21 protein-coding genes and 1 riboswitch are annotated in these 20420 nt (G+C 71.0%); of the genes, 8 read left to right on the forward strand and 13 right to left on the reverse strand.

Annotation, left to right across the window (positions count from 1 at the left end; all coding sequences use genetic code 11):
* Positions 1-23 precede the first annotated feature (23 nt).
* The 3 genes from ABZV06_RS19115 to zwf form a co-directional block, all read right to left on the reverse strand.
* On the reverse strand, positions 24-149 hold the full coding sequence (locus tag ABZV06_RS19115) for a hypothetical protein (protein ID WP_355244720.1): 126 nt from the start codon (positions 147-149) through the stop codon (positions 24-26).
* Positions 146-1561 (reverse strand): OFA family MFS transporter, encoded by a 1416-nt coding sequence (locus tag ABZV06_RS19120; RefSeq protein ID WP_355244717.1) that lies wholly within the window; start codon positions 1559-1561, stop codon positions 146-148. Before ABZV06_RS19120 ends, ABZV06_RS19115 begins: the two co-directional genes overlap by 4 nt.
* 128 nt (positions 1562-1689) lie before the next feature.
* Complete coding sequence (gene zwf / locus ABZV06_RS19125) at positions 1690-3069, reverse strand: glucose-6-phosphate dehydrogenase (protein WP_355622948.1); 1380 nt, start codon at positions 3067-3069, stop codon at positions 1690-1692.
* A 155-nt stretch (positions 3070-3224) separates the two neighbouring features.
* Here zwf and ABZV06_RS19130 point away from each other — a divergent pair, with 155 nt between their 5' ends.
* Both ABZV06_RS19130 and ABZV06_RS19135 read left to right on the forward strand, forming a co-directional pair.
* A complete protein-coding gene (locus ABZV06_RS19130; RefSeq protein ID WP_355622951.1) occupies positions 3225-4028 on the forward strand; it encodes an alpha/beta hydrolase in 804 nt (267 codons plus the stop codon).
* A gap of 5 nt (positions 4029-4033) precedes the next feature.
* A complete protein-coding gene (locus ABZV06_RS19135) occupies positions 4034-4624 on the forward strand; it encodes a DinB family protein (protein WP_355622954.1) in 591 nt (196 codons plus the stop codon).
* Between the two features lie 82 nt (positions 4625-4706).
* Here ABZV06_RS19135 and ABZV06_RS19140 read toward each other — a convergent pair whose 3' ends face one another.
* Positions 4707-5543: a hypothetical protein gene (locus ABZV06_RS19140; protein ID WP_355244706.1), complete on the reverse strand. Its 837-nt coding sequence runs from the start codon at positions 5541-5543 to the stop codon at positions 4707-4709.
* Between the two features lie 487 nt (positions 5544-6030).
* Between ABZV06_RS19140 and ABZV06_RS19145 the strand changes: the two genes are divergently transcribed.
* A complete protein-coding gene (locus ABZV06_RS19145) occupies positions 6031-7041 on the forward strand; it encodes a tyrosine-type recombinase/integrase (protein ID WP_355622956.1) in 1011 nt (336 codons plus the stop codon).
* 7 nt (positions 7042-7048) lie between these two features.
* Here ABZV06_RS19145 and ABZV06_RS19150 read toward each other — a convergent pair whose 3' ends face one another.
* Positions 7049-7828 (reverse strand): endonuclease/exonuclease/phosphatase family protein, encoded by a 780-nt coding sequence (locus ABZV06_RS19150; protein WP_355622959.1) that lies wholly within the window; start codon positions 7826-7828, stop codon positions 7049-7051.
* Between the two features lie 183 nt (positions 7829-8011).
* On the opposite strand from ABZV06_RS19150, the gene ABZV06_RS19155 reads away from it, so the two are divergent.
* Positions 8012-8785: a TSUP family transporter gene (locus ABZV06_RS19155; protein WP_355622962.1), complete on the forward strand. Its 774-nt coding sequence runs from the start codon at positions 8012-8014 to the stop codon at positions 8783-8785.
* An 11-nt stretch (positions 8786-8796) separates the two neighbouring features.
* Here ABZV06_RS19155 and def read toward each other — a convergent pair whose 3' ends face one another.
* Positions 8797-9306 carry a peptide deformylase gene (gene def / locus ABZV06_RS19160; RefSeq protein ID WP_355244694.1) on the reverse strand — a complete coding sequence of 170 codons (510 nt, stop codon included), beginning with the start codon at positions 9304-9306 and terminating at the stop codon, positions 8797-8799.
* A 31-nt stretch (positions 9307-9337) separates the two neighbouring features.
* Complete coding sequence (locus ABZV06_RS19165; protein ID WP_355244898.1) at positions 9338-10552, reverse strand: chorismate-binding protein; 1215 nt, start codon at positions 10550-10552, stop codon at positions 9338-9340.
* Positions 10553-10648: 96 nt separating this feature from the next.
* Here ABZV06_RS19165 and ABZV06_RS19170 point away from each other — a divergent pair, with 96 nt between their 5' ends.
* Positions 10649-10849 (forward strand): DUF5999 family protein, encoded by a 201-nt coding sequence (locus ABZV06_RS19170; RefSeq protein ID WP_234586185.1) that lies wholly within the window; start codon positions 10649-10651, stop codon positions 10847-10849.
* A 101-nt stretch (positions 10850-10950) separates the two neighbouring features.
* On the opposite strand, the gene gcvP is transcribed toward ABZV06_RS19170, so the two are convergent.
* Together gcvP and ABZV06_RS19180 are read right to left on the reverse strand one after the other, a co-directional pair.
* Positions 10951-13773 carry an aminomethyl-transferring glycine dehydrogenase gene (gene gcvP, locus ABZV06_RS19175; RefSeq protein WP_355622965.1) on the reverse strand — a complete coding sequence of 941 codons (2823 nt, stop codon included), beginning with the start codon at positions 13771-13773 and terminating at the stop codon, positions 10951-10953.
* 73 nt (positions 13774-13846) lie between these two features.
* A riboswitch (glycine riboswitch) is annotated at positions 13847-13942 on the reverse strand.
* Positions 13943-14006: 64 nt separating this feature from the next.
* Positions 14007-14852 (reverse strand): NAD-dependent protein deacetylase, encoded by an 846-nt coding sequence (locus tag ABZV06_RS19180; protein ID WP_355244689.1) that lies wholly within the window; start codon positions 14850-14852, stop codon positions 14007-14009.
* A gap of 135 nt (positions 14853-14987) precedes the next feature.
* Between ABZV06_RS19180 and ABZV06_RS19185 the strand changes: the two genes are divergently transcribed.
* From ABZV06_RS19185 to ABZV06_RS19195, 3 genes are all read left to right on the forward strand, one after another.
* On the forward strand, positions 14988-15482 hold the full coding sequence (locus ABZV06_RS19185; protein WP_355622968.1) for a SigE family RNA polymerase sigma factor: 495 nt from the start codon (positions 14988-14990) through the stop codon (positions 15480-15482).
* A complete protein-coding gene (locus tag ABZV06_RS19190) occupies positions 15479-16174 on the forward strand; it encodes a hypothetical protein (protein ID WP_355244683.1) in 696 nt (231 codons plus the stop codon). Before ABZV06_RS19185 ends, ABZV06_RS19190 begins: the two co-directional genes overlap by 4 nt.
* 81 nt (positions 16175-16255) lie before the next feature.
* Positions 16256-16912, forward strand: coding sequence for an NAD(P)-binding oxidoreductase (locus tag ABZV06_RS19195; RefSeq protein ID WP_355622971.1), 657 nt, complete (start codon positions 16256-16258; stop codon positions 16910-16912).
* A 52-nt stretch (positions 16913-16964) separates the two neighbouring features.
* On the opposite strand, the gene ABZV06_RS19200 is transcribed toward ABZV06_RS19195, so the two are convergent.
* The 4 genes from ABZV06_RS19200 to ABZV06_RS19215 all read right to left on the reverse strand — a co-directional run bounded on the left by ABZV06_RS19200 (position 16965) and on the right by ABZV06_RS19215 (position 20282).
* Positions 16965-17660 (reverse strand): cell division protein DivIVA, encoded by a 696-nt coding sequence (locus tag ABZV06_RS19200; protein ID WP_355244677.1) that lies wholly within the window; start codon positions 17658-17660, stop codon positions 16965-16967.
* 108 nt (positions 17661-17768) lie between these two features.
* On the reverse strand, positions 17769-18935 hold the full coding sequence (locus ABZV06_RS19205; RefSeq protein ID WP_355244674.1) for a globin domain-containing protein: 1167 nt from the start codon (positions 18933-18935) through the stop codon (positions 17769-17771).
* Positions 18936-18937: 2 nt separating this feature from the next.
* The gene (locus tag ABZV06_RS19210; RefSeq protein ID WP_355622974.1) at positions 18938-19336 is read right to left on the reverse strand and encodes a group 1 truncated hemoglobin; all 399 of its coding nucleotides are present in this window, start codon (positions 19334-19336) and stop codon (positions 18938-18940) included.
* Between the two features lie 364 nt (positions 19337-19700).
* Positions 19701-20282, reverse strand: coding sequence for a MerR family transcriptional regulator (locus ABZV06_RS19215; protein WP_355244668.1), 582 nt, complete (start codon positions 20280-20282; stop codon positions 19701-19703).
* Positions 20283-20420: the final 138 nt, after the last annotated feature.

Consider the following 20420-nt stretch of genomic DNA (forward strand, 5'->3'; position numbering starts at 1 on the left):
ACACGCGCCCCGGCTCACCGCTCTCAGTGCGTGAACAGCTTCGCCGCCGTGATCACCGTCTGCACGACCCCGTAGCCGAGCAGCACCGCCACCACCAGCCAGGAAATCCACAACCGGGCCTGCTGCCCGTTACGACTGTCGTCACTCATCGCGTCCCACTTCCCGCCGTCGCCTCGTTCTCGTCCACGTCCGCGTCCTGCTCCGCCGGCTCGTGGTAGCGCTGTGGCACGGGCCGCACCAGCAGGTTCGCCACGAAGCCCACCGCCAGGACACCCACCATCGTGAACAGCGCCGGCCGGTACGCCGCCGCCGTCAACGTGCCCGGCTTGCCCTGCGCGTCGAGGAACCCGTTCACGATCAACGGCCCCGCGACACCCGCCGCCGACCAGGCCGTCAACAACCGGCCGTGGATCGCACCCACCTGGTACGTGCCGAACAGGTCCCGCAGGTACGCCGGCACCGTCGCGAACCCGCCACCGTAGAACGACAGGATCACGCAGGCGAACAGCACGAACAACGCCGTCGCCGTGTGCCCGAACAGGGCCAGCAACGCGTACATCGCCATGCCCACGCCGAGATACACCAGGTAGATCGGCTTACGCCCGATGACGTCCGACGTCGACGACCACACGAACCGGCCCGCCATGTTGAACAGCGACAGCAGACCGACGAACCCACCGGCCGCCGCCACCGACACCGCCGACGTCCCGTTGTCCCGGAAGAAGTCCTGGATCATCGGGCTGGCCTGCTCCAGGATGCCGATGCCCGCCGTCACGTTGCAGAACAGCACCACCCACAACAGCCAGAACGACCGGGTCTTCACCGCGTTCGCCGCCGACACGTTCGCCGTGGTGACCAGCGGTTTCGCCGCCACCGACGCCGGATCGAAGCCCGCCGGACGCCAATCCTCGGCCGGCACCCGCACGTTCGCCACACCGAACATCATGATCACGAAGTAGCCCAGGCCCAGCGTCACGAACAACCACACCAGCGCGCTACCCGACGCCGTCGAACCCGCGTTCGACGGGTCGTAGCCCGGGTCGTAGAACGACAGCAACTGCCGCGACAGGGGAGAGGCCACCATCGCCCCACCACCGAACCCCATGATCGCCAACCCCGTCGCCAGACCCGGCCGGTCCGGGAACCACTTGATCAGCGTGGAGACGGGGGAGATGTACCCGATACCCAGACCGATGCCGCCCAGCAGGCCGTAGCCCACGTACAGCAGCCACAACTGCTTCGTGGCGATGCCCAGCGACCCCACGAGGAAACCCGCCGCCCAGAAGCAGGCCGACACGAACATCGCCTTACGCGGCCCGTTCGCCTCCACCCACGTCCCGGCCACCGCGGCCGACAACCCCAGCATCACGATCGCGATGCTGAAGATCACCCCGATCGCGGTCTGACCCGTGTCGAAGTGGGCGATCAACGAATTCTTGTAGACGCTCGTGGCGTAGACCTGGCCGATGCAGAGGTGGATGGCCAACGCCGCCGGGGGAATGAGCCACCGGCTGTAGCCGGGCGGCGCGACGGTGTGCCGACGATCGAGTGCGGAAAGCATGCGCTGCTTCCTCTCCGAGGCGGACGAAACGTGGCCACAACGTGCCCACCCCGCACCCAAGGAGCAAACCTCACCGTCGCCGGACGGTCCCTCCCGTGAGCTGAGCGGTCACTCAGCCCGCGCCGCGACTACCTCAGGTCCGGCGTGTGCCAGCCACCCGCCAACGCATCCGCCTCCGCCGGACCCCAACTACCCCTGTCGTACGACCGCACCGGCGCCGCCAGATCCAGGATCGGCTCCACGATCCGCCACTCCTGCCGAATCGTCTCCGCACGCGCGAACCGCAGATGCTGACCGTCCATCGCATCGTCCAACAACCGCTCGTACGCCTCCTGCCGACGACCCAACGCCGCACCGAAATCCACCGACAGGTCCACCGGACGACTCGCCACCTGCGCACCCGGGCTCTTCGCCTGGATCGACATCGTGATGCCGTCACCACGACCCAACCGGAACCGCAACAGGTTCGCCGGCGCCACCGCCCCACCCTCGGCAGGAATCAACGACCGCTGCGGCCGCTTGAACTCGACCACCACCTCCGTCGCCGTCCCCGGCAACGACTTGCCCGTGCGCAGATAGAACGGCACACCCGCCCACCGGGCAGAATCCACCGTCAACCGCGTCGCCACGAACGTCTCCGTGTTCGAATCCGCCGCGACACCCGGCTCGTCCCGGTAACCCGCGTACTGCCCCCGCACCGTGGACTCCGGCGACAACGGCACGACCTGCCGCAGCACCGCCGCCTCCGCCTCGCGGAACGCGTCCACGTCGTCACCCGACGGCGCGTCCATCGCGATCAACGCCACGACCTGCAAGATGTGGTTCTGCAACACGTCCCGCGTCGCACCCACCGTGTCGTAGAAACCCGCCCGACCCTGCGTACCGAAACCCTCGGCGAGCGTCACCTGCACGTTGTCGACGTGCTCACGGTTCCACAACGGCTCGAACAGCCGGTTGGCGAACCGGAAGGCGTACAACCCCTCCACCGCCTCCTTGCCCAGGTAGTGGTCGATCCGGAACACCCGACTCGCCTCGAAGGCGGCCCCCAGCGTCCGATCCAACTCCTGCGACGACGCCAGATCACGCCCGAACGGCTTCTCCACGATCACCCGACCACGATCGGCCAACCCGACCGCCGCCAAACCCCGCACCACCGAACCGAACACCATCGGCGGAATCGCCAGATAGAAGATCGGCCGCTCCGCGTCGCGCAGACGCTCCGCCAGCCGCTCGTACGTCACCGGATCCGCGTAGTCCCCGGACATCATCGACAGGTTGCCCGCCAAGGCGTCGAACGTCTCGTCGTCCACCACGTCGGAAGCCTCCGCCACCGACTTGCGGGCGGTCGCCACCAGCTGCTGATCATCCCAGGGGGAGCGGGCCACCCCGATCACCGGAACGTCGAGACGCCCCCGACGGGTCAACTCGTACAGCGCCGGAAACAGCTTCTTCGACACGAGATCACCTGTCACGCCGAACAGCACTACCGCGTCTGAGCGCACGCGCATGACACTTCCATCCGATCATGTCGACCTGATCTTCCGAACGGACAACGGCGCACCCCGCCAGCGGAATTCCCAGCGGACGGCCCACGTGAGGTCGGCGACAGCGCCGCGACGGAAGATGACCCCACAGCGCACCGCGAACCCCAGGAAGGACCAGAATGACCCTGGCCGCCGACCGCTCACCACAAGCCGGCCCCGACGTGGTGTGCCTGCCGATGTTCGGCATGACCCGCGCCGCCACCGCCGCCGCCTTCCAGCCCGCCCTCGCCGGCACCGGCCTGCGGGAGACATACCTGGACCTGCCCGGCCACGGCGACACCCCACCCACCTGCCCGCCCACCTCCCAGGCGGTGCTGACCACCATCTGCGACTGGCTCGACCACCACATCGACGCCCCGGCCCTGCTGGCCGGCGCCTCCTACGGCGCCTACCTCGCCGCCGGCATCGCCCGCCAACGCCCCGACCTCGTCCGCGGCCTACTCCTGGTCTGCCCCGGCATCACCATCGCACCGGCCAGCCGCACCCTGCCCGAGCACCGCCCGCCGCCAGGACCCACCGGCTGGCTCGACGACGCCCCCACCGACCTGCGCGCACACCTCGACACCGCGCTGGGCCACCGCACCCCGACCGTCGTCGCCACCGTCCTGCGCGCCCTGCACACGGGCGGCCCCGGCGACCCCACCTTCCAGCAGGAACTGCGCACAGCACCCGGGTACGCGCTCCCCGACGAGACCGCCGACACCCCCTTCGACGGGCCCGTCAGCGTGCTCACCGGCCGCCAGGACGGCATCGTCGGCTTCGCCGACCAATTCCACGCCATGCGCCGCTACCCCCGAGGCACCTACACCACCCTCGACCAGGCCGGGCACTACCTGCCCTTCGAACAACCAGCCCTGCTGCGCGCCCACACCCAGGCCTGGCTCCGCCGAACCCCACAACCCGAGGCCGGTACGCGACAATGACCGCCATGGCTGACCTGGGCGACACCAAGGCCGCAATGCACTACTACCTGCGAAGGAACCGCGACGACCTCATCTGGAAACTCGACGGCGTCAGCGAACGCGAGGCCAGAACGCCCCGCACCGCCACCGGCAACAACATGCTCGGCGTCGTCAAGCACTGCCTCAACGTCGAGGCCGCCTACTTCGGGCCCACCTTCGGCCGCGAGTTCCCCACCCCGCAGGAGTTGGTCCCGCTCACCGCGTTCGACGACGACCCACAGGCGGACTGGTACGCGTACGAGACCGAGACCAAGGACGGCCTCATCGACCTGTACCGCCGCGTCGGCGCGTTCGCGGACGAGACGATCGACCAACTACCCCTCGACGCGCCGGGACAGGTGTCCTGGTGGCAACCCGGCCGCCAGGACGTGACACTGGCCCGGATCGTCATGCACGTCACCGGCGACGTCGCCCGGCACGCCGGTCACCTGGACATCATGCGCGAGCAGCACGACGGGGCCGTCGGGTGGCGACAGGACGGCACCAGCATCCCCGACGAGTACGACTGGCCGGCGTACACCGACAAGCTTCGCAAACTGGCCGACCAGTTCGACTGACCGAGCCCGGGGGAGAAGGCGGCGCAAACGACGTTGCCCTGCCGCCGCGTCTCCGCGCCGGCAGGGCAGCCACACCACCGGATCAGTTCTCGGCGCCCAGGCCCTTCAACATCTCGGCGAAGTCAGTGGTCTCCGCGGGCGGAGGGGTCTCGATGGTGACCGCCTTGCCGTAGTCGGTGTAGTCGACCACGATGTCGCCCATCGCGCCCATCACCGTGGCCGCCCGACGCGGCCGGTACTGCTCGTCGACCCAGAGGTCGACCTTGACGTCCTTGACGCCAGCCGCGGCGAACTGCTTCTCGACACCGGCCCGCAGCTTGGCGTCGACCTGACCCAACTGCGTCGCCACCGGAGTGGTGACGGTGTAGTGGACCGTACGAGCCCCGTTCACCGTCTCCTCACCGACGACCGTCACGCCCTCGGACGCGAGCAGGGTCTTGACCTGCTTGGTCGGGTCGATGTCCTCGAACTGCTTGCTGAAGTCCATCCCGGCCTGCTGGCCGACGCTGGCCATGTCCATCTTCAGCCAGCGTTTACCGCCCATGCTCGAGCGGTCCTTCGCCGGCACCTCGACGTAGAACGCGGTCCCGATCAACCGGACGGTGGTCGGGCCGTCCGTCGGGTCCGCCATCGTCATCTCGGCCTTGACCGGGTCACCCAGGTCCAGGACACCCTGCATGGAGATCTTCTGACCGCCGGTCGTGCCCGTCATCGTCAGCGTCACCGAGTCGCTCTTGTCGGTGGCGTCGATCGTCTTCTGCAACGAGCCCTTGAGGTCGCTGGCCAGCAGTTCGAGGACGCTGGTCTGCTTCGGCGCGTCGGACGAGCCCGACGTACCGGTCGCCACGCCGCAGGCGGAGGCGGTGAGCGCCGTCAGCGCCGAGACCGCGACGACGGCGGTCTTCTTCCACAGTGACACGTGATTGCTTCTTTCCTGCAAAGGCTGCGGGGAATCTCCCCAGTAGATCGACGACACGCTAGCCCACCGCGCCGATCTCCGGGTGCCGCACCACATTCGATAATGCACATTATGTAAAGTGAACCGAGCGAGGCCCACCCCCGACCAGCCGCGCCGGGCGTACCGACCGAGCGGCCGAGCCTGGCGATCCCGCAACGTCAAGGTCGTGCTCGAACCATGAAGTAGTGGCCTCCACCGCGCACCGAGACCACTCGATCCTGGATCGAGCACGATCATGGATCGAGCTGCACCGCCGCGGGCAGACGGCACGGCTCGGACGGCGCATCCCGGACATCAGCGTCGGCACAGCCGTCGCGTCCGTGGCGGGGCCGTCATCGTCATCTCGACTCGACCGGGGCACACGGTCCAGCACGCCCCCGATCGGCAACCCGCGACTCCCCTCTCCCCTCCCTTTCGGGCAACGCGAGAATCATGCATAATATGCCTTATGCATGACAAACAGGACGAATCGCTCAAGGCGCTGATCGAGGAGTTCCTGACCGCGCGAGCCACCCGCAAGCCCTCCCCCCACACCCTGGCGGCCTACCGACGTGATCTGCACGCCGTGGCCGCCCTGGTCGCCGACGGTGACGCCACTCCCCTCCCCCTCGACGAGCTGACGATCACCGACCTGTCCCCCCGTGTGCTGCGGGCGGCGTTCGCGCGGTTCGCCGCTCCCCGGGCTCCCGCGTCGGTGCACCGCGCCTGGTCGACCTGGAACAGCTTCTTCACGCTCCTGGTCACCGACGGAGTGGTGGCGGGCAACCCGATGCCGGCGGTCGACCGGCCCCGGGCCGTCCTGCCCGAGCCGAAGCCGCTGCGCGGCGCGGACACTCCCGAGGTGCTGCTGGCGTCGGTGGCGCGTGACGACGGCCGGCAGCGGGACCCGTGGCCGGAGCGGGACGTGGCGGTGCTGGCGGTGGCACTGTGCGCCGGGCTGCGCCTGTCGGAGCTGCTCGCGTTGCGGGTCGGGTCGCTGGGTGGGCGTCCGGGTGAGCGGCGTGTGGAGGTGGCCGGCAAGGGTGGGCGACCTCGGGTGGTGCCGATCGAGGCGGATCTGGACCGGGTGCTGATGGACTATCTGGACAGTCGGGCGCGGCGTTTCGGTTCGCGGTCGGTACGCCCCGACTCGGTGTTGCTGTTGGACCGGCGGGGCGAGCCGCTGCGCCGTGGTGGTCTGCAGTATCTGGTCGAGTCGTGTTTCCGGCGGGCGGGCATCGGTGACCGGGTGCCCAAGGGAGCGCGGTTGCACGCGTTGCGGCACACGTTCGCGACGCGGTTGGCGGAGGACGGTGCGGGGGCTGCGGAGATCATGCGGTTGTTGGGGCACGCGTCGTTGGCGTCGTCGCAGACGTACATCGAGGTGACGGCCGGGCAGCAGCGTGAGGCGATCCGCGCGAGTCGTACCCATCGGGTGTTGGCGGCTCTGGTGCCGGCGGAGGGTGACGCGGGGCGCTGAGGTGTCCTCAGCCGAGGTCGACGAGCAGGGGTCGGTGGTCGGAGATGGTGGACGCCGGCGCGGTGACGGCCCGTACGGGTGGGAGCTGATCGAGGTCGTGTCGGTCGGCGAGGATGTGGTCGAGCTGGACGCGGGGTTGCCCGGACGGGTAGGTGGGGCGTCGGCCCAGGGGTTGCCAGCGGGACACGAGGCGGGCCGGGCCGGCGGGGAGGTTGAGGTCGCCGAGCAGGATGCGGGGGGCGGGTAGCGCGCGGAGGGCGCGCACGGTCTGGCGGAGTTGGCGGGCGTTCCATCCGGGCACGAAGGACAGGTGGGTCGCGGCGACGGTGAGGGGGCCGTGGGGGGTGTCCAGGATGGCGGCGAGGACGACGCGGGGTTCGTCGTCGAGGAGGATGAGGCCGCCGCCGGGGCCGGGGACGTAGACGGGTGCGCGTACGGGTGCGGGTTTGAGTCGGGTGATGTGCCAGCTGCGGACGGGGTGGCGGCTGATGAGGCCGATGCCGTAGCAGGGTTCGCCGTGGCCGTCGTCGTCGTGTCGCAGGGGGCGGAACCGTTCGCCGGGGGTGCCGACGACGGCGGCGGCGAAGCGGTGGTGTGGGGCGTCGAGGGCGTGGGCGGCGATGGCGGTGAGGTCGAGGTTGCCGCTGCGGTTCTGGTCGCGGTCGACCTCTTGGAGGGCGAGGACGTCGGCGTCGAGGGCGCGTACGGCGGCGGCGATTCGGTCGGGGTCGACGAGGCCGTCGGTGAGGGATCGTCCGTGCAGCAGGTTGAAGGTGGCCAGGCGCACTCCTGCACCTTACGTGCCCGTGGCAGGGTTGCCGTGTGGTCAAGGTGTTGCTGTGTTCGATGCTCGTGTTCGTTGCGGTTGGCGCGTTGGGGGTGTGGTTGCGGCGTGCGCGGGGGCGGTGATCGGTGAGTCGTGCCACTTGGGGAGCCGGTCGGGTGGTTCGGGTGGGGAGAATTGCCGGCCGTGGACGCTGTGTCGTTGAGTACCCTGCTGGCCGCCGCGGCGATGGCCGGGTGGGTGGATGCCGTGGTCGGTGGTGGTGGGTTGTTGCTGCTGCCGGCGTTGTTGGTGGCCGCTCCGGGGCTGCCGGTGGCTACCGCGTTGGGGACGAACAAGTTGGCGGCGATCTTCGGTACGGCGACGGCGGCGGCGACGTACGCGCGGCGCACGAAGGTGGACTGGCGGGTGGCGGGGCCGGCGGCGGGTGTCGCGGTGGTGAGCGCGGGGGTGGGCGCGGCGTTGGCCGGGGCGGTGCCGGCGTCGGCGTACCGGCCGGTGGTGTTGGCGGTCCTGGTGGCGGTGGCGGTGTTCGTGTTGGTGCGGCCGCGGTTGGGGGTGGTGGCCGTGCCGGCGCGGCGGACGCCGGTGCGGGTCGCGGCGGCGATCGGTGTGGCCGGTGTGGGTATCGCCCTGTACGACGGGTTGATCGGTCCGGGTACGGGGACGTTCCTGGTGGTGGCGTTCACGACGTTGGTGGGTGCGGATTTCGTGCACGGGTCGGCGATGGCGAAGGTGGTCAACGCGGGTACGAATCTGGGCGCGTTGGTGGTGTTCGGGGTGACCGGGCACGTGTGGTGGTTGCTGGGCGCGGCGATGGCGGTGTGCAACATCGCTGGCGCGGTGGTGGGTGCGCGGATGGCGTTGCGGCGGGGGTCGGGGTTCGTGCGGGTGGTGCTGTTGGTGGTGGTGCTGGCGTTGGTCGCGAAGTTGGGCCACGACCAGTGGGTGGCCCGGTAGGGGCGCGGGGTTCAGCTGCGGCGGCTGGGTGAGTCGAAGCGGCCGGCGCGGATCTCGCGCAGGGCTCGGCGGCGGGTGTCGCCGCGCAGGGTGTCGACGTAGAGGGTGCCGTGCAGGTGGTCGGTCTCGTGTTGCAGGGCGCGGGCGAGGAAGCCGGTGCCGGTGATGGTCAGCGGTTCGCCGTGTTGGTCGACGCCGTGGGCGGTGGCGTGCAGGGCCCGGACGGTCGGGAAGTAGAGCCCGGGGATGGACAGGCAGCCCTCTTCGTCGTCCTGGAGTTCGTCGGACAGTTCGAGGGTGGGGTTGATGAGGTGGCCGCGGTGCCCGTCGGCGTCGTAGACGAAGACCTGGGCGTCGACGCCGATCTGTGGTGCGGCGACGCCGGCGCGGCCGGGCTCGCCGAGCAGGGTGTCCATGAGGTCGGTGACCAGGGCGCGGAGCTCGGCGTCGAAGGTGGTGACCGGCTCGCATTCGGTGCGCAGGACGGGGTCGCCGATGATCCGGATGGGCCGCATGGTCATGGGGGTCAGCGTATCGCCGCCGGTGGTGGTGTCAGCGGCCGGTCAGGGTGGCGCGGACGGGGGTGGTCTTCGCGGCGGCTTCGGCGACCTCGGCGGTGGGGTCGCTGTCCCAGGTGATGCCGCCGCCGGCCCAGGTGTGCAGGGCGTCGCCGTCGGCGGCGGCGGTGCGGATGGTGAGGCCGAGGTCGACGTGGCCGGGGGTGACCCAGCCGAGGGCGCCCATGCTGGCGCCGCGGCCGACGGGTTCTGCGGCGGCGATGTGGGTGAGGGCGGCGAGTTTCGGTGCGCCGGTGACGGAGCCTCCGGGGCAGGTGGCGCGGAGCAGGTCGGCGAGGCCGAGGCCGTCGGCGGCGTGCGCGCGGATGGTGGATTCGGCCTGCCAGAGGTCGCACCAGCGGCGTACGGCGAACAGGTCGTCGACGGTGACGGTGCCGGTGCGGGCGATGCGGGCGAGGTCGTTGCGTTCCAGGTCGACGATCATGATGTGTTCGGCGCGTTCCTTGGCGCTGGCGAGGAGTTCGGCGTGGCCGGTGGTGGTGGCGGGGCGGGTGCCCTTGATGGGTCGGGTGATCAGTTGCCCGTGGTGGGCTTCGATGAGGGTTTCCGGGGAGGCGCAGCCGATGGCCCAGCCCTCGCCGGTGAGGACGCCGCCGTAGCGGGCGCCGGGTAGGGCGCCGAGGCGGCGTAGGGCGGGTAGGGGGTCGCCGGTGTAGGGGGCGGTGGCGTGTCCGACGAGGTTGGTCTGGTAGATGTCGCCGCGGCCGATGGCGGCGCGGACGGCGTCGACGGCGGCGGCGTGCTGGTCGGGGGTCCAGCTTTCGGTCCACGGGCCGAGCCACCAGGGTGCGTCGTGGGGGGCGGCGGGTGCTCGGGTGGGTCCGTGGTCGTAGATGACGACGGCGAGGTCGGGCAGGGTGGGCGCGGGTTCGGGTGCGGTGGTGGGTACGCCGGCCAGGTGCGCGCCGGCGGCGGCGGACAGGTACAGGGCGGCGCCGCAGGCGCGTGGGTTGTGCGCTGCGGGTCGGTTCAGGTCGCGCAGGTCCAGGCCGTGGGCGGCGAGGAACTCTTCGGCGAGGAGGGCGGGGTCGCCGCCGTCGGCGCGGCGCCAGTGGAGGCGGGTGCGTTCGACGAGGGTGTCGCGGCATGCGGGCGGCGCCGCGGGCACATCGACCAGCACCTGTGGGAGCGTTTCCACGCCGTATGGTCCGATCTTCCTCATCCGTTCAGTGGATTTCCCGTACGCCAGGCCGGCACCTGCTCGATGCTGGACACCTTCGCTTGGTACTGTGCGTCACTGGTCATGTGAACCATGACACAGTGCCCCCACAGTCCGGAGAACCCGATGTGCCAGCACCAACCGACCTGCCCCTTAGCTGAAGCCACCGACCGGGAAGCCGCCCGGGTCCTCGCCTGCTTCCCTGAGCAGGGCTGGAGCCTGCTCTGCAACGGCGTCATCGTCTTCGAGGACACCGGCGAGCTGTTGCCCGACGGCAGCAGCATCGCACCGCACCGCGGTCCCGCCCGCCACGCCCTCGTAGCCTGAACGACCACCCAGCGTCACCACTGAGCCGCCGTCGACCAGGCTAGTGCAGGTCGCAGCGGTGGCCGGGGCGGCCCGTACCGCCCGCCCCGGCACGCCCGTCGTCAGTCTTCGAACGCCTCCGGCGACGGGCACGAGCAGACCAGGTTCCGGTCGCCGTACGCGCCGTCGATACGCCGCACCGGCGGCCAGTACTTCCCGGCCCGGTCGACTCCGGCCGGGTACGCGCCCACCGACCGTGGGTACGGGTGCGGCCACTCGTCGCCGCTGACCATCGCCGCGGTGTGCGGCGCGTTCGCCAGGGGGTTGTCCCCCGCCGGCCACTGCCCCGAGGCGACCTGCTCGATCTCCGCCCGGATGGCGATCATCGCGTCGCAGAACCGGTCCAGTTCGGCCAGGTCCTCGCTCTCGGTCGGCTCGACCATCAGCGTCCCGGCGACGGGGAACGACATCGTCGGCGCGTGGAAGCCGTAGTCGATGAGCCGCTTCGCGACGTCGTCGACGCTCACGCCGGTCGCCTTCGTCAACTGCCGCAGGTCGAGGATGCACTCGTGCGCCACCAGGCCCTTGTTGCCGGCGTACAGGACCGGGAAGTGTCCCCGCAGTCGGGCCGCCACGTAGTTCGCGGCGAGGACGGCCACGCCGGTGGCCCGGGTCAGCCCCTCGGCGCCCATCATCCGCAGGTACGCCCACGGGATCGGCAGGATGCCCGCCGACCCGTACTTGGCCGCCGAGATCGCCGGGGTGGCGTCGACGTGCGCGCCGAGCGGGTCGCCGGGCAGGAACGGGGCCAGGTGCGCGCGTACCGCCACCGGGCCGACGCCGGGGCCGCCGCCGCCGTGCGGGATGCAGAACGTCTTGTGCAGGTTCAGGTGCGACACGTCCGCGCCGAACCGGCCGGGCTTGGCGAACCCGACCAGGGCGTTGAGGTTCGCCCCGTCGACGTACACCTGCCCACCGGCGTCGTGGACCTTGGCGCACAGCGACGCGATGCCCGTCTCGTACACGCCGTGCGTCGACGGGTACGTCACCATGATCGCGGCGAGGGCGTCGCGGTGCTTCTCGATCTTCGCGTCGAGGTCGACGAGGTCGACGTTGCCGTCGTCGTCGCAGGCCACCACGACGACCCGCATGCCGGCCATCACCGCGCTGGCCGCGTTCGTGCCGTGTGCGGACGACGGGATCAGGCACACGTCGCGGTGCGTCTGGTCCCGCGACGCGTGGTAGGAGCGGATGGCCAGCAGCCCGGCCAGCTCGCCCTGGGAGCCGGCGTTGGGCTGCACGCTCACCGCGTCGTAGCCGGTCACCTCGGCCAGCCACGACTCCAGCTGGCCGATCATCTCCCGGTAGCCGACGGTCTCCTCGTCCGGCGCGAACGGGTGGATGTGGGCGAACTCCGCCCAGCTGACCGGCTCCATCTCGGTGGTCGCGTTCAGCTTCATCGTGCAGGAACCGAGGGGGATCATGCCCCGGTCCAGGGCGTAGTCGAAGTCCGAGAGGCGCCGCAGGTAGCGCAACATCGCCGTCTCGGAGTGGTGGCTGCGGAACACCGGGTGGGTCAGGAAGTCGGTGCCGCGCGTCAGGTCGGCCGGCAGGGCCGCGTCGGTGTCGCCGTCGAACGTGGGCAGCCCGAACGCCGCCCACACCTCGCGCAGGTGCGCGTCGGTGGTCGTCTCGTCGCAGGACATCCCCACCCGGTCGGCGTCGACCAGGCGCAGGTTCACCCCACGCTCGGCCGCCGCCGCGACGACCCGCGCCGCGCCGCCGGGTACGCGCGCGGTGACGGTGTCGAAGAACGCGACGTCCGTGACGTCCACGCCGCCGGCGCGCAGCCCGGCCGCGAGCCGCGCCGCCATGGCATGGGTACGCGTCGCGATGTCCCGCAGCCCGTCCGGGCCGTGGTAGACGGCGTACATGCCGGCCATCACCGCGAGGAGCACCTGGGCGGTGCAGATGTTGCTGGTCGCCTCCTCCCGCCGGATGTGCTGCTCACGGGTCTGCAACGCCAGCCGGTACGCCGGGTTGCCGTCCGCGTCGCGGGACACCCCGACGAGGCGCCCGGGCAGCATCCGCTCCAGGCCCGCGCGGACCGCCAGGTAGCCGGCGTGCGGTCCACCGAAGCCCATGGGTACGCCGAACCGCTGGGTGGTGCCGGCGGCGATGTCGGCGCCGATCTCCCCCGGCGCCCGTAGCAGCGTCAACGCCAGCAGGTCCGCCGCGACGGTGACCAGGGCGCCGACGGCGTGCGCCGCCTCCACCAGACCGGCGTGGTCGCGGACCGCCCCGGACGCCCCCGGGTACTGCAGGTGCAGACCGAAGAACTCCGCCGGCAACTCGTCGCGCTCGACGTCCAGGACCCGCACGTCGATGCCGAGCGGCACCGCCCGACTGGTGATCACCGCGATGGTCTGCGGCAGGGCGTCGGCGTCGACGACGTACACCCCGCTCTTGGTCTTGGACGCGCGGCGCGCGAGGGTCATGGCCTCCGCCGCGGCGGTGCCCTCGTCCAGCATCGAGGCGTTCGCGGTCGCCAGGCCGGTCAGGTCGGTGACCATCGTCTGGAAGTTCAGCAGCGCCTCGAGGCGGCCCTGGCTGATCTCCGGCTGGTACGGCGTGTACGCCGTGTACCAGGCCGGGTCCTCCAGGACGTTGCGGCGGATCACCGCCGGGGTGTGCGTACCGTGGTAGCCCAGGCCGATCATGGACACCGCGACGGTGTTGCGGGCCGCCAGGGCACGCAGCTCGGCGATGGCCTCGGCCTCGGTGGCCGCCTCCGGCAGGTCGAGGGTGCCGTGCCAGCGGATCACCTCGGGGATCGCGGCGTCCATCAGCTCGTCGATCGAGTCGTGCCCGACGACTTCCAGCATGCGGCGCTCGTCGTCCGGTCCGGGACCGATGTGACGGGTGGCGAACTGCTCTACGGACATCAGGGGCGCTCCCGGGCGAGGTCGACGTGTCGGCCTCCCCCTCTGTCACACCCCGCAGGGGCGCTCCACAGTGCCTGCCCACGAGGTCCTTTTGCCTGAGAGGTTCCGGGGAGGATTTGCCCCTTCGGCGCCGCCTGAACTGTCGGGCGGTCTCTCCCACGTGGGTGCTACCGGCATGGTCAACGCTACCAGCGCCGGTGTTTCCGGCAGATGTCCTACCCCGGGGGCGGCTGTCACACCGGCACCGCCGACGCGCCGGTGATCCGCTCGGCGAGCGCCGGCAGCACCTGCCCCAGCGGCGCGTCGACGCGCACCGTGGCGTATCCGTCACCCCGGGTCGGGCCCTGGTTGACGATCGCCACCGGAATGCCCTGCTTCGCGGCCCGGATCACGAACCGCCGGCCCGACATGACCGTCAACGACGACCCGAGCACCACGACCGCCCGGGCCTGCTCCACCAGCGCGAAACACCGCGCCACCCGTTGCGCCGGCACCGTCTCGCCGAAGAACACCACGTCCGGTTTCAGCATCCCCGTCCCGCAGATCCCGCAGTCCACCGGCCGGAACCCCGCCACCTGCTCGTCAGGGAGATCAACATCACCGTCCGGGTTGACGGCGGCGACCCGGGCCACGAAGTCCGGGTTGGCCTCACGCAGCCGCCGGTCCACCTCCTCGCGGGAGGTCAGGTTGCCGCAGTCCAGGCAGATCACCTCGTCGAGGCGCCCGTGCAACTCGACCACCCGGTCGCTGCCCGCCGCCCCGTGCAGCCCGTCGACGTTCTGCGTGATCACCGCGTCGACCAGGCCGGCGTCCTGCAACCGCGCCACCGCCCGGTGCCCGTCGTTCGGCGTCGCCCGCGCGATCAACCGCCACCCCAGGTGGCTACGCGCCCAGTACCGGCGTCGCGCCACCGCGTCCCGGGTGAACGCCTGGAAGGTCATCGGGGTGTGCCGACGGGCCACCCCGGAAGGCCCCCGATAGTCCGGGATACCCGACTCGGTGGACAGGCCCGCCCCGCTGAGCACCACCACCTGACCGCCGGCCACCAGCGAGGCCAGCTCCTGCACACTCTTCGTCACCCCTCCATGCTGCCTCAACGCACCCCCCGACGCCCCCCGTGGTTTCCTGACCGGCGGTGAGCTGACCGGGCGGGTGTGCAGCGCGGGGCGACGGCCGATGCGTCTTTCTGGTGAGAAGCACTGACGGGAGCGGGCGTGTCGTTCGAGGATTTCGTGGCGGGGTACGGCCGGTCGCTGGTGCGCCTGGCGTTCGTCCTGAGCGGCGACCGGCACATGGCGGAGGATCTTGCACAGACCGTGCTGGCCGACGCGTACCGGCACTGGAAGCGGGTGCGCGCGGCGGCGGACCCCGAGGCATACGTACGCCGCATGCTGGTGAACGCGCACCTGAGCTGGCGTCGCCGCCGCTGGACCACGGAGCGGCCCACCGACCTGCGCCAGCAGACCGGCGCCACGGTGGCCGACCCGGCCGACGCGGTCGCCGCCCGGGACCAGATGCGGGTGCTGTTGAGCAGACTCGCCCCGCGCGCCCGCACAGTGCTCGTCCTGCGCTACTTCGCCGACCTGGACGACGCGGCGATCGCCGCGGCCATGGGGGTCAGCGAGAGCGCGGTACGGGCCACCGCCTCACGGGCCCTGGCGAGCCTGCGCGGGCACGCGGCCATCGACGCACGGACGGAGACCCGATGACCCAGTCGACCGAGCGTGAGCTGCGCGACCTGTTCGCCGCCGACGCCGCCGACGCCCCCGACGAACTGGCCGTGGCCGCCGCGGCGGTCCGCCGGGTCCACCGCAGGCGCTGGACCCTGACGGCGGCCGCGACCACGACAGCGGTGATCGTCGCGGCGGGCCTGTACGGCGTCCACCGGCCCGCCGCGACGCCGCAGGCACAGCCGCCGGACACCGCCTCGGTCGCACCGGCCGCCTCGGCGTCGGCGGCCGACCTGCCGGCCGGAGTCAAGCCGGGTGATCCGCTCGCCTTCGGCGCGGCGCAGTGCGTCAAGGCGTACTCACCGCGGACGCTCGCCGAGCAGGCGTTCGCCTTCGACGGCACCGTGACCGGCATCGGGCCGGCCCGAACCGGGCGCAGCAACCATCCGCCCCTGAACCTGCGATCGGTGACCTTCCAGGTGCACACCTGGTTCGCGGGTGGCTCCGAGGGCACCGCCGTGGTGGACATGTCGCCGCCCACCGCGGGGGCCGGAACCGGCGATGCCACGTCCGAGCACGTGCCCGCCTATCAGATCGGCACCCGGTTGCTCGTGTCCGGCACGTCCCGCTGGGGTGGCGCGCCGCTCGCCGACCCGATCGCGTGGGGCTGCGGTTTCACCCGGTACTACAGCCCCTCCACGGCGGCCGAATGGGCCACCGCGACGAAATGAACGCGACGACGACGGCCGGCCGCCCGTTCGGCAGGGGCGAGCAGCCGGCGACCACGACGGGCCCGCCGGTAGGTTGACCACATGCGTGTTGTCATCGCCGGAGGCCACGGCAAGATCGCCCTGCTGCTCGAGCGGCACCTCAGCGAGCGCGGCGACACCGCCGTCGGCCTGATCCGTAACCCCGACCACGTCGACGACCTGCGCGCCGTCGGCACCACCGCGGTCGTCTGCGACCTGGAACACGCCGACGTCGACGAGGTCGCCGCGCACCTGCAGGACACCGACGCGGTCATCTTCGCCGCCGGCGCCGGACCCGGCAGCGGCGCCGCCCGCAAGGACACCGTCGACCGGGCCGCCGCCGCGCTGCTCGCCGACGCCGCCACCCGCGCCGGTGTCCACCGCTACCTGCTGGTCTCCTCGATGGGCGTGGACGCGCCACCCGCGGCCGGCACCGACGACGTGTGGGCCGCGTACCTGCGCGCCAAACGCGCCGCCGAGGACGACCTGCGCGCCCGCGACCTGGCCTGGACGGTGCTACGCCCCGGCCGCCTCACCGACGACGAACCCACCGGACACGTCACCCTCACCGGACACGCCGGCCGAGGCGCCATCAGCCGCGCAGACGTCGCCCTGGTCCTCGCCGCGCTCCTTCACGAACCCCGCACCGCCGGCGCGACCCTGGAACTCGTCGACGGCCCCACACCCATCGCCGACGCGGTCCGCGCCCACACCACCTGAGCCGCCAGCCGGGTGGGGCCCCACCCGAACGCGGGGCCGCACCCGAGACCGGTCACCGCTGGTGGTGACGCGGCAACGCCGACTGTCCCGCCACACCACCCACGAAAGGCGCCCCCGGCGTCTCCTTCGCGATCCGGTCCATGGTGCGCGCCAACTGCTCACTGCCGTCGTCGAGATGCCGCGCCGCCGCCTGCATGTGCGACACCATCATCTCGCCGAAGATCCGCAACGCCTCCCGGGTCGCCACCGTCTCGTCGAAGCTCGACCCGGCCGAACTGCGGTACTCCGCCACCGCCCGCTCGGCCTCCTGCTTCGCCTCCTCCGCCGCCGCCCGCATGTAACTCTCGTACTGCACCCGGGCGTACTCCGCGACCCGCCGCGCGTAGTCGTGCGCCTGCGCGATGATCTGCTCGGCCTCCCGCTGCGCCGCCGAGAGCAGATTCACCTCCTTGGCCGCCGGCACCTTCGCCGCCGCCCCCGTGCTCGGGATCACCCCGTGGCGGTGCAACTCCACCCGGTCGGTCAGCCGCTCGTTCTCCGCCCGCAGATGCGCGATCTGCGTCGCCAACAGATCCAACTCGTCGGCGATCTGCACCCGGAACCGATCCACGTCCGCGTGGTCGTAGCCGCGCCGCGTGAACGGCGCCGTGCCGAACTCCCACCGCCGAACCCGGTCGGACGTCATCCGTACCTGCACACCGCCGGACACCTGAATCCCGTCGTACCGGCTGATCGGGGTCGCGCTCACCGCTCACGCCTCTCGTTCGCGACTGCGGGGCTCGCAAGCTCACTCCTCGCGCTCACCGCTCCCACCTTCCGTTCGCGACTGCGGGGCTCGCAAGCTCACTCCTCGCGCTCACCGGTCACCCCCCTCACTCGACTGCTGGACAGCCGTACGCCACGCCGGGCCGTACCACTGCTTGCCCAGACCCTCGTGATGCACCTGACCCTCGTGGTAACCCGCCCGCGCCAACGTCTGCGCCGCGTGCGACACCATCTCGTCCGACCCGCACACGTACACGTGCCGCGAACGCCAGTCACCATCGGCCAACGCCCGGTCCACCGCGTGCACGAACTCACCCGGCCGGTTCACGTCCGCGCCCACCACGTACGTCACCGTCAACCACGGAAACGACGACGCCATCTTGTCGATTGCGTCGCTGTCGTAGAACTCGCCGCGCGACCGCGCACCCACATACAGGTCCACCCGACGACGGGAACCCTCCGCGGCGACCTGCTCCACCAACGCCTTCATCGGCGCCCAGCCCGTACCCGACGTCAACAGCAACAGGTCACTGGAACCCGCCGACCACAACGCCAGCCGCTCCCCCACCGGCGCGGCCAGATTCACGCGGTCACCCACCGCCGAGCCGTACACCAGCCGCGACGACACCGCGCCACCCGGCGCGGCCCGCACATGCAACTCCAACGTGCCGTCCGCGCGCGGCGCGTTCGCCGGCGAGTAGTACCGCCACGACCGCACCGACGGATGCGACACCCCCACCGACTGACCCGGAGTGAACGGCAACAGGTACTGCGGACGCACCGTCAACACCGCCACGTCGAACGCCCGCCGCTCATGGGCCACGATTTCCGCCACCCACCACGGCGGGTTCACCGCCTCGGCGGCCTGCGCGGCCTCCGTCATTACCTGCGCGACCAACCCGTACGCGCCCGCCCAGTCCTGGGCCAGCTCGTCGGTCCACTGCTCGGCCAGGAAATGCTGCAACGTCGCCAGCAGCGCCTCACCGACCGCCGGGTAGTGCTCCGCGCGCACCGCGAACTTACGGTGATCCGCGCCGAGGTCCTGCAGGAACCCCACCAGCCGGTCGACCTGGTCCACATGCGACACGATGTGTCCCAACGCGGTGACGAGACGATCCCGCTGCCCCGCCATGTTCGTCGGGAACATCTGCCGCGTCTCGGGATGCCCCAGGAACAACGTCGAATAGAAGTAGAGCGGCACCTCGTCGCCGTGCGCGGCGACGAGGGACCAACTCTGCTTGAGTCGGGCCGCGTCCACGCTCAGGCGCCCGGACGCTCTCCGGTGGACACCACCTGGTCCTGCACCTGCCCCAGCACTGTCCGCACGTCGTCCAGGACGTCGGCGGGCACACCCAGCTCGGTCAGCGTCGCGACCAGGTGCGCACCCACCATCGCGTAGTGCTCCGCCGGGATGCCCAGCGGCTGGTGCGCCTCGGCCAATCCGCGACCCGCGTACTCGTTCGGGCCACCCAGCACCACCGTCAACATCAGCGCCAGGTGCCGCCGCTGGGTCGGCATGTCCACAGTGGCGAAATAGCCAGCCAACTCGGGATCGGCGAGAACCTTGTCGTAGAACAGCTCGACGGCCGCCTTCACCGAACTCGCACCGCCGATGCGGTCGTAGTGCGAGGCGGGAGCGGTTTCTTCCGTAACCGTCACGGTCGTTCCTTCCGGGGGTGAAAGGTCGCGCGCGGTGACGCGCAGGGGCTACGGCCACCGACGCGACACCCTCATGCCACGGACACCACGGCGGGGACCGTGACGGACCATAGCGTGCCCGCGACCTCCGGTCAGGGCCCCCCTATCCGGTTCCCGACAACTGGTGGACACGCACCGTCATCACCGTCAACCCGAAAGATCCACCCACAGCAACCGGAACGACACCCACCGTGTCCACTGTGGATTCACCAGCCGGGGAACAGCCACCCGACGTCGAACACCCTGACCCACAGTCACCGAACGGCCGCGTCCAAAAAAGTCACCCGCGCCAACGGACCGCGCACCGACAGACGCGCAGCGCTACTCAGCCCGCGCGCCGCCGCGCCCGCCGCGCCGCCAACTCGTCGCCCATCGGATCCGACGCGGACCCCACCACCGGCTCCGCCGGGACGCTCGCCGCCGGCTCCGCCGGCAGATGCGACAACGACCCCTGGATCTCCTTGAAAGCCCCACCGATAGCGATCCCGAACACGCCCTGCCCACCCTGCAACAGGTCGACCACCTCCTCCGGGGACCGGCACTCGTACACCGTCGTCCCGTCAGAGATCAGCGTGATACCCGCCAGATCCTCCACACCACGCGACCGCAACGCCTCGATCGCCTTACGGATGTTCTGCAGGGACACCCCCGCATCCAACAACCGCTTCACGACCTTCAACACCACCAGATCGCGGAACGAGTACAACCGCTGCGTCCCCGAACCCGACGCGTCCCGGACGCTCGGCACGACCAACGTCGTCCGCGCCCAGTAATCCAACTGCCGATAGCTGATGCCCACCGCGTGGCACGCCGTCACACCTCGGTAGCCCACCGAGCCATCACCCTCAGGCGTCACACCCGGCTCGTTCACCTGTGTACCCGGATCGGGATCCTGCGGCTCGTGCATGCGGACAACCTCCCCGTCAGTGCGGCGCCGCATCGTTTCTCCGACGCGCACCCCTCGACACGGCAACCCTAACGCCACCTTCAGGGGTTACCGCGGAGGAACCGACGCGACACGCCGCGCAGCCACCGAGAAAGATCA

This window comes from Micromonospora sp. NPDC005172, from assembly GCF_040608555.1.
Taxonomy (GTDB): domain Bacteria; phylum Actinomycetota; class Actinomycetes; order Mycobacteriales; family Micromonosporaceae; genus Micromonospora.

Excerpts from the sequence above, each read along its gene's own strand:
- ABZV06_RS19190 (WP_355244683.1), top strand. The coding sequence starts at position 15,479 with ATGACCCAGTCGACCGAGCGTGAGCTGCGCGACCTGTTCGCCGCCGAC.
- zwf (WP_355622948.1), bottom strand. The coding sequence starts at position 3,069 with ATGCGCGTGCGCTCAGACGCGGTAGTGCTGTTCGGCGTGACAGGTGAT.
- ABZV06_RS19215 (WP_355244668.1), bottom strand. The coding sequence starts at position 20,282 with ATGCACGAGCCGCAGGATCCCGATCCGGGTACACAGGTGAACGAGCCG.
- ABZV06_RS19135 (WP_355622954.1), top strand. The coding sequence starts at position 4,034 with ATGGCTGACCTGGGCGACACCAAGGCCGCAATGCACTACTACCTGCGA.
- ABZV06_RS19195 (WP_355622971.1), top strand. The coding sequence starts at position 16,256 with ATGCGTGTTGTCATCGCCGGAGGCCACGGCAAGATCGCCCTGCTGCTC.
- ABZV06_RS19120 (WP_355244717.1), bottom strand. The coding sequence starts at position 1,561 with ATGCTTTCCGCACTCGATCGTCGGCACACCGTCGCGCCGCCCGGCTAC.
- ABZV06_RS19145 (WP_355622956.1), top strand. The coding sequence starts at position 6,031 with ATGCATGACAAACAGGACGAATCGCTCAAGGCGCTGATCGAGGAGTTC.
- gcvP (WP_355622965.1), bottom strand. The coding sequence starts at position 13,773 with ATGTCCGTAGAGCAGTTCGCCACCCGTCACATCGGTCCCGGACCGGAC.
- ABZV06_RS19170 (WP_234586185.1), top strand. The coding sequence starts at position 10,649 with ATGTGCCAGCACCAACCGACCTGCCCCTTAGCTGAAGCCACCGACCGG.
- def (WP_355244694.1), bottom strand. The coding sequence starts at position 9,306 with ATGACCATGCGGCCCATCCGGATCATCGGCGACCCCGTCCTGCGCACC.
- ABZV06_RS19130 (WP_355622951.1), top strand. The coding sequence starts at position 3,225 with ATGACCCTGGCCGCCGACCGCTCACCACAAGCCGGCCCCGACGTGGTG.
- ABZV06_RS19115 (WP_355244720.1), bottom strand. The coding sequence starts at position 149 with ATGAGTGACGACAGTCGTAACGGGCAGCAGGCCCGGTTGTGGATTTCC.